The 13,235-nt window shown below is 66.9% G+C and carries 10 protein-coding genes and 3 pseudogenes; 9 read left to right on the forward strand and 4 right to left on the reverse strand.

The features are described 5' to 3' along the window. Positions 1-7 precede the first annotated feature (7 nt). From FJV41_RS13330 to FJV41_RS13355, 6 genes are all read left to right on the forward strand, one after another. The gene (locus FJV41_RS13330) at positions 8-391 is read left to right on the forward strand and encodes a DUF3703 domain-containing protein (protein ID WP_141642843.1); all 384 of its coding nucleotides are present in this window, start codon (positions 8-10) and stop codon (positions 389-391) included. A gap of 79 nt (positions 392-470) precedes the next feature. After that, a complete protein-coding gene (locus FJV41_RS13335; protein ID WP_223738401.1) occupies positions 471-800 on the forward strand; it encodes a hypothetical protein in 330 nt (109 codons plus the stop codon). Positions 801-1,244: 444 nt separating this feature from the next. Next, positions 1,245-2,381 carry a TolC family protein gene (locus FJV41_RS13340; RefSeq protein WP_246137184.1) on the forward strand — a complete coding sequence of 379 codons (1,137 nt, stop codon included), beginning with the start codon at positions 1,245-1,247 and terminating at the stop codon, positions 2,379-2,381. Next, complete coding sequence (locus tag FJV41_RS13345; RefSeq protein ID WP_141642844.1) at positions 2,378-3,676, forward strand: efflux RND transporter periplasmic adaptor subunit; 1,299 nt, start codon at positions 2,378-2,380, stop codon at positions 3,674-3,676. The genes FJV41_RS13340 and FJV41_RS13345 overlap by 4 nt, the downstream gene beginning before the upstream one ends. Positions 3,677-3,685: 9 nt before the next feature. After that, positions 3,686-6,847 carry an efflux RND transporter permease subunit gene (locus FJV41_RS13350; RefSeq protein ID WP_141642845.1) on the forward strand — a complete coding sequence of 1,054 codons (3,162 nt, stop codon included), beginning with the start codon at positions 3,686-3,688 and terminating at the stop codon, positions 6,845-6,847. Then, on the forward strand, positions 6,844-7,185 hold the full coding sequence (locus tag FJV41_RS13355; RefSeq protein ID WP_141642846.1) for a P-II family nitrogen regulator: 342 nt from the start codon (positions 6,844-6,846) through the stop codon (positions 7,183-7,185). The genes FJV41_RS13350 and FJV41_RS13355 overlap by 4 nt, the downstream gene beginning before the upstream one ends. Before the next feature lie 583 nt (positions 7,186-7,768). Here the strand turns inward: FJV41_RS13355 and tnpC are convergent. The 4 genes and pseudogenes from tnpC to FJV41_RS13375 form a co-directional block, all read right to left on the reverse strand. Continuing rightward, a pseudogene (tnpC, locus tag FJV41_RS13360) lies at positions 7,769-9,241 on the reverse strand (IS66 family transposase). Positions 9,242-9,324: 83 nt separating this feature from the next. Beyond that, positions 9,325-9,639: pseudogene (gene tnpB / locus FJV41_RS53620) on the reverse strand (IS66 family insertion sequence element accessory protein TnpB); the annotation flags it as partial. Next, complete coding sequence (tnpA, locus tag FJV41_RS13370) at positions 9,639-9,995, reverse strand: IS66 family insertion sequence element accessory protein TnpA (RefSeq protein ID WP_141642847.1); 357 nt, start codon at positions 9,993-9,995, stop codon at positions 9,639-9,641. The gene tnpA and the pseudogene tnpB, both read right to left, overlap by 1 nt. 91 nt (positions 9,996-10,086) lie before the next feature. Then, on the reverse strand, positions 10,087-10,476 hold the full coding sequence (locus tag FJV41_RS13375) for a hypothetical protein (protein WP_141642848.1): 390 nt from the start codon (positions 10,474-10,476) through the stop codon (positions 10,087-10,089). Positions 10,477-10,809: 333 nt separating this feature from the next. On the opposite strand from FJV41_RS13375, the pseudogene FJV41_RS13380 reads away from it, so the two are divergent. From FJV41_RS13380 to FJV41_RS52195, 3 genes and pseudogenes are all read left to right on the forward strand, one after another. Further along, positions 10,810-11,226, forward strand: a pseudogene (locus FJV41_RS13380) (transposase); the annotation flags it as partial. 129 nt (positions 11,227-11,355) lie between these two features. Further along, a protein-coding gene (locus FJV41_RS13385; protein WP_246137187.1) for an ISNCY family transposase occupies positions 11,356-12,962 on the forward strand; the annotation gives its coding sequence in 2 pieces (ribosomal slippage) (positions 11,356-12,328 and positions 12,328-12,962; 1,608 coding nt in all). A gap of 79 nt (positions 12,963-13,041) precedes the next feature. Continuing rightward, the coding region (locus FJV41_RS52195) for a helix-turn-helix domain-containing protein (protein ID WP_181790613.1) at positions 13,042-13,235 on the forward strand (194 nt) is incomplete at its 3' end.

Genomic DNA, 13,235 nt, shown 5'->3' on the forward strand with positions numbered 1-13,235 from the left:
CACCTTGATGGAACCGAAGCTGCGAATTCGTTTCGAGAAGGAACTGCGACAAGCCTCCGAGGCCGAGGCCCGAGGCCACTTCCAGTTGGCGTGGCATTCGCTGGAACGCGCTCACATTCTGAGCCAAGCCCACGCGCGGCCTCATCTTCAGGTCCACGGAGCAATGTTCTGCTTCGCATGGAGGAGAGGAAACCTGAGCGAGTTGGCCGGACAGTTGCCCCGATTGCTGCTGGCCGCCCCTGGCTCCTGGCTCGGGCGCGCTCCCCTGGGCAATACCGGAGGCGCCAACGTGGGCATCTTCACGCCCATGCCCATCCCAGATGACCTCCAGGCCATCTTCCAAGAAGCTGCCCGGCAGGAAGGGCAAGAGCCCCACAGGCAGGCCCCTTGAACGAGGTGAATCCGTGCGCCAGCAAACCGTGACCCCCAGCCGTATTGCCTTCCTCCGCTAAAGTCACTACGAAGACACCGTGCTGCGCCTTCTGATGTTCATCGTGCTGGTCAACGGCCTCGTGCCTTCCTTCGGGGAGGCCGTCGAGATGGCCGTTCACTACGCGGCGTCCGGGCATCTCGCGCACTCCATTGCGGACGAGTCGGACCTGGGAGAGTCCAGCCGGGAGCACGGCTGTGGCCCAACCGAGCACCATTGCGGGTGCTGCCCCAGCCAGTCCGTCATTCCTGAATCCCTGCCCTCACCGGGTTGGGCCATTACGGTCAAACCGCCGAAGATTGTCGGGCAGAACCAGGAGGCGGCCGAGGAAGTGCGTCCCCGCCTCCTGCGTCCGCCCATATCGGCCTAACGGCCGGTTCGTGCGCCCCTTCACCTCCAGCCGTGCTGTGGCCGTGACGTCCTGCGGCCATGCGCGTGCGGCGATTTTCGCACGCTTGCGGGGACTCTCGCTTCGAGAGACCAGGAGCTAGGCCACGCCTTCGCGCCGATGACGCGCGAACGGACCGGACGCATGTGCCTGCTCAGGCGTGCCCGGTACCGCCGTGCGCGGCGCCGGCCTTGGGCCATCTCTCATCCACTCATCAGCTGCGGCTGACGCTGCAGGTGTGCTCGCGTCCTGACGGTCTGACTCCGTCGGTTCCGCACATCCTCCAGCCCGGGCGCGGCTCTACCTCTTTTCATCTTGGTGAGCTTCGTGTCTCCATCAATCCGTCTCACAAGTCTGCTCCTGCTCCTGCTCCTGCTCGTCGCGGTGCCGGCCTTCGCGGCCCGCCCTCTCACGATGGAGCAAGCCGTGGCACTCGCACTCGAGCGCAGCCCCCGACTCATTTCCACCCAGGCCGATGCCGCCGCAGCTCGAGCTCAGCTTTCGGGAGCATCCCTCCTGTTCCAGACCAATCCAGACCTACAAGTCGCCATCGGCCCACGCTTCCGCGCGAGTGGGAACAACGTCGACGTGGGCGCCGGGGTGAGCCAACAACTGGAACTCTTCGGCCAGCGCGGAGCGCGCAGGGACGCCGCAGCGGCGACACTTTCCGCGAGCGAGTCCCGCCTCGCGGTCTCTCAGGTAGAGCTCGCGGCCGAAGTGCGCCAAGCCTTCGGCAGGGCCCTAGCGGCCGAGCAGGAACTGCAGTTGGCCAATGATGCACTCGTACTCGCAGAGCAGGGCCGGGATGCCGCTGAGCAGCGACTGCAGGCTGGAGCCGCCTCTCGCATCGAAGTGAACACCGCGCGGGTGGCGCTGGGCCAGACCCAGCGTGCCCGTGTTCGCGCCGTCCAGCGCCGGACGCAGGCCCTCGGAGAGCTGCGACTGCTGCTGGGCATCGAACCAACTGATGACATCGCACCCGAAGGGAACCTGCGCGCGGAGGCGGCCGCGCCCCCAATCCTTTCCGTCCTCCTGGAGCGAGCGGCGGCGCAACGCGCGGACCTGAAGGCAGCCAAGGCCGAGTTGGAGGCAGCCCAGGCAGAGGTCCGGCTCGCCAGCCGGGGGGCGCTACCCCGCCCTCGATTGGGGGTGAGCTACAGCCAGGAGGAGGACGCCCAAATCGTCCAGGGCACACTCGGCATCGACCTGCCCCTCTTCAACCGCAACCAAGCGGCGCGAGGGATTAGCACGGCACGGGCGGTCCAGGCGGAGCGGGCGCTCGCCGCCACCGAACGCTTCGTGCGTTCCGAGGTGGTGCTCGCCCTGGAGCGCTACCGCACTGCCCTGTCAGCCGCAGAGGTGTTCGGCGGCGATGTGATGGCGGCCGTGCAAGAGAACTTGAAGCTGGTCAATGAGGCCTATCGAGCCGGGAAGGTGGACTTCCTGGAGCTGCTCATCATCCGGCGCGAGGCCCTCGATACGAGCCGCAGCTACATCGAGGCCCTTGAGGAACTCAACGCCGCGGAGGCCCAACTCAAGAAAGTGGTGGGGAACATCCAATGAACGTTCACACGAATCTGTCCATCGTCCTCGCGACGGCCCTTCTTCTGACCAGTTGCTCCGACAAGAAGGTCGCCCCCCCCTCCGGTGAAGCGACGACGGCCCCGTCCGGCAAGGAGACGAAGGGCAAGCCCCACGCCGAAGAAGAGGGCCACGACCACGAGAAGGAAGAAGGCGAACCCCATGGTGAGGGGGAAGAAAAACATGACGAGGTCATCACCCTCACGCCAGAGGCGCTGCGCTCGGCGCAGCTCCAGTTGGCCCAGGCGGAGGCAAAGCCCCTCGTAACCGGCCTCATCGTGCCAGCGCGTATCACCTTCACCCAGCAAGGCGTAGCCAGAGTGGCCTCCCGCGTTCCGGGACGACTCGCCACCATCCAGGTAGCTCTCGGCCAGAAGGTGAAAAAGGGGGAAGTGCTGGGCCATCTCGAGAGCCCTGAGCTTGGCCAGGCACGAGCGGACTACCTCTCCGCCGCGACCAAGGCGCGCGTGGCGGAGCAGAACTTCCGCCGGGAGAAGGAGCTGCTCGCCAAGGGAATCACCAGCGAGCGGGACATGCGTGAGGCGGAGAGCACCTTCGTCACCGCCGAGGCGGAGCGCAACGCCGCCGACGGCCGGCTTCATGCGCTCGGCCTCTCCGACGGGGAAATCTCCACGCTGCGTGGCAACGAGCACTACAGCTCGCGCTTTCCAGCCATCAGCCCCCTGACAGGCACGGTGGTGGAGATTTCGGGCACGGTGGGCCAGGCGGTGGAGGCGGCCACGTCCCTCTTCACGGTGGCGGACCTCACGGAACTCTGGGTGCAGTTGGACCTGACGGAGTCTCAGCTCCCGCAGGTCCATGCCGGTCAGCCGGTGGAAATCACCGTCCAAGCACGCGCGGGCCAGCGCTTCACGGGCCGCGTGGACTACATCGGAGACGTCGTCGATGAGAAGACTCGCACCATTCCGGTACGAGTCGTGGTGTCCAACACCGAAGGTGCGCTCAAGCCGGGCATGTTCGCCCAGGCGGAAATCGCCACCACCTCGGGAGCGACACGAGACTCGGGCTCCGCCTCGCCCACACGCATCGTTGTCCCACGAGAGGCCGTGCAAAAGGTCGGCGAAGAGCAGGTGGTCTTCGTTCCAGCCGGCGAGAACCGCTTCCGCCCCGTCGAGGTCCAGACTGGCGCCAGCTCCGCCCAGGACGTGGAAATCCTCTCAGGTCTTCAGCCCGGTACCTCCTTCGTCACGCAAGGAGCCTTCATCCTCAAGTCCGAGCTCTCGAAGGAGAGCATGGGCGAGGGCCACTCCCACTAGGCGGGCGCCATGTTCGACAGGCTCATCCATTTTTCCATCAAGAACCGCATCCTCATCTTCATCCTGACGGCGGTGCTCATCGGCTTCGGCCTCAACGCGCTGCGCTCACTGCCCATAGACGCGGTACCGGACGTCACCAACGTGCAGGTCCAAATCCTCACATCCTCACCGGGCCTTGGGCCCGTAGAGGTGGAGAGGTTCATCACCGTGCCCGTCGAGACCGCGATGAGCGGCTTGCCGGACACCGAGGAAATTCGCTCCGTCTCCAAGTTCGGGCTGTCCGTCGTCACCGTCGTCTTCAAGGACGAAGTGAACATCTACTTCGCGCGGCAGCTCATCCAGGAGCGGCTGACAGCGGCGCGCGAAAGCATCCCCGAAGGCTACGGCTCTCCGGAGATGGGCCCCATCTCCTCGGGCCTGGGAGAAATCTACCAGTTCGAGGTACGGGGCGAGGGCCAGGGCCCCATGGAGCTGCGCAGCATCCTGGAGTGGCAGGTTTCCCCGCGGCTACGTGCCGTGCCCGGCGTCGTCGAGGTCAACGCCTTCGGCGGAGAGCTCAAGACTTATGAGGTGCAGGTGGACCCCTCCAGGCTCACGGCCTACGGCCTGTCTCTGGGCCAGGTGTTCCAATCCCTGGAGGAGAACAACGCCAACGCCGGAGGCGCGTACATCGCACGCGGTCCGGAGCAGGTGCTCATCCGTGGCGAGGGCCTTGTGGAGACACTGGATGATATCCGCAGCATCGTCCTCTCCACGTCTCCACAAGGAGTCCCGGTCTATGTCCGAGACGTTGCCAACGTGGCGTTCGCTCCACAGGTCCGCCAGGGCGCTGTGACGCGTGACGGCCGGGGCGAGGCCGTCACGGGCATCGTGATGATGCTCATCGGGCAGAACTCGCGCGAGGTGGTCAACGACGTGAAGGCCGAGGTGGAGAAGATCCGCCCCACCCTGCCTCCTGGCGTCACCATCGACACCTTCTACGACCGCACGGACCTCGTCCGGAAAACCATCCAAACGGTGGCGAAGAACCTCGTCGAGGGCGGTCTGCTCGTCATCGTCGTGCTCTTCGTCATGCTGAGAAACCTGCGCGCGGGACTCCTGGCCGCCGCGGCCATTCCCCTGTCCATGCTCTGCGCCTTCATCGGGATGCGGGCGCTGGGCGTCTCCGGAAACCTGATGTCCCTGGGAGCCATCGACTTCGGCCTCATCGTCGACGGCGCGCTCATCATCGTGGAGAACGCGGTGCGGCACATTTCGGAGCAGAGCCACACGCTGGGCCGGGCCCTCACGCGTGAGGAGCGCGACGAAGTCGTCTATCGCAGCGCGGTGGAGGTGAGACAGGCGGCCGCGTTCGGTGAAGTCATCATCGGCGTGGTCTATCTGCCCATCCTCGCCCTGAGCGGCATCGAGGGGAAGATGTTCAAGCCCATGGCCATCACGGTCATCTGTGCCTTGGCGGGAGCCTTCGTCCTGTCACTCACCTTCATCCCGGCCCTCGCCTCCGTCCTGCTTCCCCGAAAGGCGAAGGAGCAGGAGAGCTTCATCGTCCGCGGGGCGCGCCGTGTCTACGAGCCCGCCCTGTCCTGGTGCCTCCGGCGACGCGGAGTGGTGGTGGGCATCGCCGGTGGGCTGCTCGCGGTGAGCCTGGCCACGGTGCCCTTCCTGGGTGCGGAGTTCATTCCCCGGCTGGATGAGGGAGCCCTCGCGTTGCAGGCCTGGCGTGTGCCCTCGGTCTCGCTGGAGGAGTCGGTGCGACAGACGGGCCTCATCGAACGGGTGCTCAAGCGCTTTCCCGAGGTCACCACCGTAGTCTCCCGTACGGGGCGCGCGGAGATCGCAACAGACCCCATGGGCGTGGAAATCAGCGACATCTTCGTCATGCTCAAACCGCATGAGGAGTGGACAACGGCGGAGGACCGGGAGGGGCTCATCGTCCGCTTCAACGAAGCGCTGACGAAGGAGGTGCCCGGCACCCTCTTCAGCTACTCGCAACCCATCGAGCTTCGGGTCAGCGAGCTCATCTCCGGCGTGCGCTCGGATGTGGCGCTCAAGCTCTATGGCGAGGACCTGGACGTGCTGAAACAGACGGGAGACAAACTCGCCGCCGCGCTGGCCAAAGTCCCGGGCGCAGCGGACGTCAAGGCCGAGCAGGTGGCGGGCCTGCCCGTCGCGCGCATCCAGATAGACCGGCAGGCCATCGCCCGCTATGGCATCAACGCCCGGCAGGTGCTGGACACCATCGAGGCCGTGGGTGGCAAGGAGGTGGGAACGGTGCTGGAGGGCCAGCGGCGATTCGCGCTCCAGGTGCGCTTCGCACCGGGCGCTCGGCAGAGCGTGGAGCAGCTCGAGGGAATCCGGGTGGCCAGCCCTTCCGGGCAACTCATCCCGCTCTCACAGCTCGCGCGCATCGTCGTAGAGGAAGGCCCCGCCCAGGTGAGCCGGGAGAACATCCAGCGACGACTCACCATCGAGACCAACGTGCGCGGGCGAGACCTCCAGAGCTTCGTCACGGAGGCACAGGCTGTCATCGCCCGCGAGGTCAAGCTGCCGACGGGCTACTGGGTGAGCTGGGGCGGGCAGTTCGAGAACCTCCAGTCCGCGTCGAGCCGGCTCGCAATCGTAGTGCCCCTCACCCTCTTCCTCATCTTCGTGTTGCTCTACACCACGTTCAACGCGGTGCGGCCGGCCCTTCTCATCTACCTCAACATCCCCTTCGCGGTGACAGGTGGGCTGCTGGCGCTCCTGGCGCGGGGGATGCCGCTGTCCATCTCCGCGGCGGTGGGCTTCATCGCCCTCTTCGGAGTCGCGGTGCTCAACGGCTTGGTCCTGGTGGCCTACATCCTCAAGCTGCGTCAGGACGGCCTGTCTCCTGCCCAAGCAGCCCATGACGCAGCCCACGTACGCCTGCGGCCGGTCCTCACCACGGCGCTGGTGGCCTCCCTGGGCTTCCTTCCCATGGCGTTCTCCACCGGAGCGGGTGCCGAGGTGCAGAAGCCGCTGGCCACCGTCGTCATCGGCGGGCTCTTCAGCTCCACGCTGCTCACGCTGTTGGTACTGCCCACCGTCTACACCTGGTTCGACCGCGGCCGCCCCAAGGTCGTCCCCGTCCCTCCAGAGCCATCCCCCGGGCCCACAGGACACTCCCCCGCCGTCGAAGGAGGTGCAGCGTGAAGGAAATCAAAGCCATCATCCAGCCCTTCAAGGTCAGTGAAGTCACCGACGCGCTTGAAGCCATCCCCGGCGTGGGTGGCATCACCGCACTGGACGTACGCGGCTTCGGCCACCAGCGCGGGCACAACGGCATGGAGGCCCGCGCACACGGGTCACTCAATTATCTGCCCAAGGTCATGCTGCTCTTCGTCATCCCGGACTTGCTCGTTGATACCGCGCTCGCCACCATCCAGCGGCATGCGCATACGGGCAACATCGGAGATGGAAAGGTGTTCGTCTCCCCTGTTGAGGACGCGCTCAGGGTGAGAACCGGGGAGAGGGGCGAATCGGCGCTCTGAGCCCTCTTCTCTGCGGCCGAACTGCGAGCCAGGGTCCTCACGGGAAGGGGCAGACGCGCCGAAGCCCGTGGTGCGGCCCATGGGGGGGTGGCATGGGGTCCCACATGCCTCCCTACCCCGTACGACACGTCCCCACACTCTCCCCTTCTGAAGGATTCTGGACGCCATCCCCAACCCGCGATATTCGGGCAAACGGCCGCAGGGAAGTTTGCGGACACTCAATCGGACCCCGAATTTTCCCGACTTCGCCTAACCCCAGGATTTTTCTCGTGTTTTCCGTCGCAGTCTCTGGAGAGGGCGCAGAGAACGAGTTCGCGCAGGGCTTCGTTCGGGGAGCTACTTGAAAGGCCCTACCAACCGGTAGGGCCTTTTTTGTTTAACACGGGCCTCGCGATGACATCGTGGGGTCTTCGTGTTTAAGCCCCTGAACTCCAAGGGATTTTGCCCAGCAGTGCTGAGAACGGCACTAACCGACCGACGGCGGGCGTTCTGGGGGCACACCACCGCCCCTCGCGGTGGCCCATGGCCCTGGTCGCCGCGCCGACTTGAGCGATGTCTGCGAGCACCAGACGCAGGCGGCCATTCAGGATGAGTCGGCTGGCGCCGGTGACCAGCGGTGCGGAAGCAGTTCGTCCAGGCGGGAGGCTGGATGCGAGCCGAACCGCGGCAGCACATCAGCCAGGTACGCCTCGGGGTTGACGCCGTTGGCCTCGCACGTGGCGACGAGAGACGCGAGCCCCGCGAGGTGCTGGCCAGCCTCGTCGCTGCCGACGAAGAGGTAGTTCTTGCGGCCCAAGGCCATCGCCCGCAGGGCCCGCGCGGAGGCGTTGTTGTCGAGCGGCAGCGAGGCGTCCTCGAGGAAGCGTGAGAGGGCCGCCCACTGGCCTTGGGTGTAGCGCAGTGCGAGCCCCATTGGCCCCCGCGGCGGGTGCCGCGGCAGTTGCTCCGCGAGCCACGCGGCGAAGGCTTCGAGTACCAGCGCACTGCGCTCACGACGCAGCGCCAGGTGCTCGGGCCCTCCCAGCACGCCGCGCTACATGGCCTCGTGCTCGACGCGGTAGAGGGCCAGGATGAAGTCGAGCGCGTGCCTGGCCTCGGGCGCGGTGGCTTGCGCGTCGAAGAATTTGCGGCGCACGTGCGCCCAGCACACCACGCGCGTGCGGCCCTCGGGCAGGGTGACGCGGTTGTAACCCGTGTAGCCGTCGACGAGCAGGTAGCCGCGCGTGCCGCCCAGGACGGCCTGGGGCGTCGCACCGCTGCGACTGGGACTGTGCACGTAGGCGATGAGGCGCTCGGTCCGGAAGGTCCAGACGTAAGCCCGGCGCGTCTTGCCCTCATCGAGCACGCGCTGCGGCGTCTCGTCCGCGCGCACCAAGGGGGCCTGGCGCACCAGGGCGAGCAGTCGCGCCGACAGCGGCGCGGTGGCAGCTGCAACGGCATGAAAGAGGTCACACAGCGTCGTGCGCGCAATAGGGGCACCCGCGCGTGCGAGCGCCTTCGCCTGGCGGTAGAGGGGAATCGCGTCGCACACCTTCGCAGTCACCAGGTGGGCCAGCAGCCCGGGGCCGTAGTGGCCCTGCTCGAGGGCCTTGGGCGCCATGGCCGTGACAATGCCCTGCCCACACCGGCATACGAGCGTCTCCTGCACGTGCACCTGTCGCTCGAGGCGCGCCGGGACGTACTCGAGGACGCCCGTCCGCTTGCCGGGGCCCAGGCGCCTGAAGTCCGTGCCGCCACACGCCGGGCAGCGACGCTCGGCGGCAGGGACTCGATGGTGGACGATGCGCTCGGGAAGGGAGGCGCGCGCCTGGCGCCGCTGCTCGCGCAGCTTCAGCGTCGCGGCCCGCGCCCCGGCGCAGTCACCTGACGCGAGCCGGAGCTCGTCCTGGATGCTCGCCATCTTCTCGCTCCGCTTGCCGAAAAGGGCACGCTGGAGCTGAGCAAGCTGGGCTTCGAGTCGGGCGACACGCTCCCGGAGGTGGGCGTTCTGAGCCTCGAGCCGCTCGGCTCTCTCTCGCCAGTCGCACCGGTGCGCCTCCTGGGGCTCTTCTGCCATCGCTCCGGGGAAACAAGCTGCCCGGTGGAGACCTTCTCGACGCTCTCTGGAGGCGCCCACCTGGCTGGCCTGCGGACGTGCGTGACGTCCAGGCCGTCCAGCAGCATCGACAGCTGGGTGGCATCGAGCTGGGCGCCGAGCAACTCCTCGCCGATGGTTGGCACCTTGAAGCGGCCCTTCTCCAGTCGCTTGTACGTCAGCACGAAGCCGCCCGCGTCCCAGCTGAGGACTTTCACCCTGTCTCCTCGGCGCGACACGAAGACGAAGAGGTGGCCCGCATAGAGGTCCTCCTGCCACGCCATGCGCACGACGGCCGCCAAGCCATCGATGCTCTTGCGCATGTCGACGGGCTCTCGCGCCAGCAGGATGCGCACCGTCCGAGGAAGCCGTAGCAACATCAGGTGCTCGCCGCCGTGCCCGCACTCGCGAGGGTTGCGAGGAGCCGCGCGACGTAGGCCGTGTCCGCGCCCACCGGGAAGCGCAGCACGAGGCCGCCCACGGTGGCGACTTCAAAGAAGCTCTTCAGCGCCTGCGGCGCGGGCGACGCTACAACCTCCAGAGGGAGAAAGGCGGCGACCGATTCGGCAGCCAATTCTGACGCCCGGAGGCCCCGCTTCTTGCGCTTCTTGTAGAGCCAGTACTGCAGCGTGCCCAAGGGCAGGTCGTGCTTGGCCACGAATTCCTTCTGCTGTAGCCCACTCGTCTCGAATTCCTCCACCAACTTCGGCCACTCATCCGGATTGGGTCGTCGCATGCCCCAAGAACCCGCAAGGCGCGCTCAACTCAGGACGCCCGCCGTCGGTCGGTTACAAGGCGTCTCATTTCAGCGCCAATCTCAGGCGAAATCATCGCTGCGGCCCCGTCGCCGCGCGGGTGAGCAACCGCCGGGCCGACGCAAAGCCTTCCCACTCGAGAAACCTGTCACGGGGCGGGGGTGGGCACTGCAGAGACGTCCACTCGACGGCGATGTTGGGGTTGAAGGCCAGGTCTCCCAACAGCTTCGCCCACAACCCAGGCTGGAGGCGGGCCTCCTGCGCGTCCGCATCGACGACAGCGTAGAGGGGCATGCCGTACCAGGCACTGAGAGACTCCACCAGCAGGGACACGGCTGGAGTCATCGCTGGTACGGGTGGCAGGCGGGCCTTGAGGACGGTGCCCCGCTTGGGCACGGGGAGAAGGATTTGGATGTATGGGGTATGCGCCTCGAGCGTCAGCCACAGCGGCGGTGAAGACATAGAGAGCCACCTCCAGACGGCGCCTGGCGGCCGGCGCATCCGGCTCGCGGGGCACACGTGCGGCTTTTGTTACGCCCGCCTCCGTTTGGCTTGAACCTGGATGTGTGATTTTCCGCGCTCGCTGCCGTGCGCGTTGTGCTGCTTTGCGGGCCGCCGCATCACGGCGCGCCTCAGAAGGGTTGAGGCTCGCCCGATAGGCACGGCTCGCATTGCGCCACTGCGCTCTGCGGGCCAGCGTGCGGCACCTGTCGTGACCCCCTGTGTCAGGGAAGATGTCGCCTCGGCTGACGTGCCGAGCTGACGACGCCCTGGGGGCGAGCGCAGGCGGTTGAAGTGCCGTACACAGACGCATTCAAGGCGCAGATGGTGAAGCGGATGATGGGCCCGAGCGCGGTGACTGCCTCGACACTGGCCCGGCAGATAGGAGTGTCCCAACCGACGTTGTCGCAGTGGTTGCGCGCGGCGAATAGGGTAGTGGGCATGACGCCCCCGTCCGACGAGAAGAAGCCCGCCCCGCCCGCTGGGCCCAAGAAGTGGACGCCCGAGGAGAAGCTGCGCGTGCTGGCGGCGGCCCAGGAGCTCAAAGGCGAGGAGTTGGGGGCGTTGCTGCGTGGAGAGGGACTGCATGAAGCGCAGCTGAGGGAGTGGCAGCAGGCGGCCGCGGGGGCGCTCTCCGGCACGGCGAGCGAGCCGCTGCCGGCCAAGGAGCGCAAGCGGCTGGCCGCCGCCGAGAAGCGGGTGAAGGAGCTCGAGCGGGAGCTGCACCGCAAGGAGAAGGCGCTAGCAGAGACGGCGGCGCTGCTGGTGCTCGAAAAAAACTACGCTGGCAAATATGGCCTGAGCCCGGGGTGTTGCCCCTCTGAGAATGGGAGGAACGCCATGGCACGAACGACAGCCCGCCCCCTCGCCACCCGCGAGGTGAGAATCGACAGCGAGCGCCGGCCTTGCGAGGCGTGTGGCGCGAGGACACGGGCGGACTGGCGCTCGCGGCGCTGTGTGACGACGCTCGCCGGGTGCGTGGGGCTGTCCGTGCAGGTGCGGGTATGCCACCGGAAGGGATGCCTTCTGGAGGGCATGTCGTTGAGGGCCGAGGAAGAGGGGCGCTGGGTGCTGCCCGAGCACGAGTTTGGCTTGGACGTATTGGCCTTCATCGGGGCGCAGCGCTACCGGGAGCACCGCAGTGTGCCGGAAATCCACGCCTTGCTGCGCCAGAGGGGCGTCGCCATATCCGAGCGCACCTGCACCAACCTGCTGGACCGGTACGACGAGCTCGTCAGCCTCAAGCTGCTCGACTCCGGGCGGTTACAAGAGACTCTCCAGCGTCAGGGGCGGGCGGTGCTCGCCATTGATGGGCTCGCTCCGGACGTGGGGCACGAGGTGCTCTGGGTGGTGCGCGAATGCCTGTCGGGCCAGGTCTTGCTCGCCCGTTCCCTGCTGTCCGGGAGTGAGCAGGAACTCGCACCCCTTCTCGAGGAAGTGAGGCTCGCGTTGGGGCCAGTGCCCATTGTCGGCGTGGTGTCCGATGGACAGAGGAGCATCCGTAACGCTCTGGCCCACGCACTGCCCCAGGTGCCGCACCAGCTCTGCCATTTCCACTATATCCGGGAGGCAGCGCGGCCCCTTTATGAGGCCGACCGGCATGCGAAGAAGGAGTTGAAGAAGCGGGTACGTGAGGTGAGGAAGGTCGAGCGAGCGGTGGAAGGCCGTCAGGACGCTGGTGCTCACGCCACGCGGGCCTACGCGGCGGCCGTCAGGAGCGCGCTCACCGACGACCACCGCCCGCCTCTCCAACCCTCTGGCCTGCTGCTGCGCCGACGACTGGGCGCCATCGAGAAGAGCATGGAGCGGGTGTCAAAAGGGGGGCCTGCCCACAGGAGTTGAGCCGCCTGCATACGGTGCTACGCAAGGCATTGAAGGCTACGGCACGCATGTGGCCTGGACTGGCGCGGGCCTACCAATGGATAGAGCGCACCGCGGTCATCCTCCGCAACGAGCCTGGATTGGACGCTGCAGGCGTACGACGTCGACTTTCCGCCTTGCTGGCTGCCCTGGTCCGCTGGACGCGCCGACGTCACCGGGGAGTCCTGCGGCAGGCCCTCGCTCACTTTCTCCTCGAGACGCGCCGTTACTGGAAAGGTCTCTTCCACTGCTACGACGTGCCGGACCTGCCCCGCACCGACAATGACTTGGAGCACCTCTTCGGTACCTGCCGCTACCACGAGCGGCGCGCCTCGGGCCGGGTGCGCGCAAGCGCGGGACTCGTCGTGCGCGGAGCCGTGCGGCTGCCAGCCATTGCCTCGGCATTCCTTCTGCCTGCGCTTGACGGCCCCTACCTGGAACCTAGGAACATCAATGACTGGCAGAGACTGCGCTTTCAGCTTGAGCAGCGGCGCGTCCCTCGCATCCTGGGCCGGCGCTTCCGGGCCAACCCGGATGGCTACCTCCGAGGCATCGAAGAGGGGCTCAGGCCATATTTGCCGGCGTAGAAAAAAAACTTCAGGCGATGGGGTGGGACGAGAGGCACCTGGCCGACGAGGACGACTCCGGAGACGAGAAGAGCGAGAAATGACGCTCGCCCACGTCGACGAGTCCCTGGAGAAAGGCGTGCGCCTGGAGGCCATCTGCGAGCGGCTCGGGGTGGCCCCGCGCACGATTCAACGATGGAGGAAGCCAGCCACGGCGGAGGACCGGCGGTGTGGTCCGCATACCCGTCCGGCCAACCGACTGTCCGAGGTGGAGCGGCGCCGAATCCTGGCGGT

Source organism: Myxococcus llanfairpwllgwyngyllgogerychwyrndrobwllllantysiliogogogochensis, from assembly GCF_006636215.1.
Classification (GTDB): domain Bacteria; phylum Myxococcota; class Myxococcia; order Myxococcales; family Myxococcaceae; genus Myxococcus; species Myxococcus llanfairpwllgwyngyllgogerychwyrndrobwllllantysiliogogogochensis.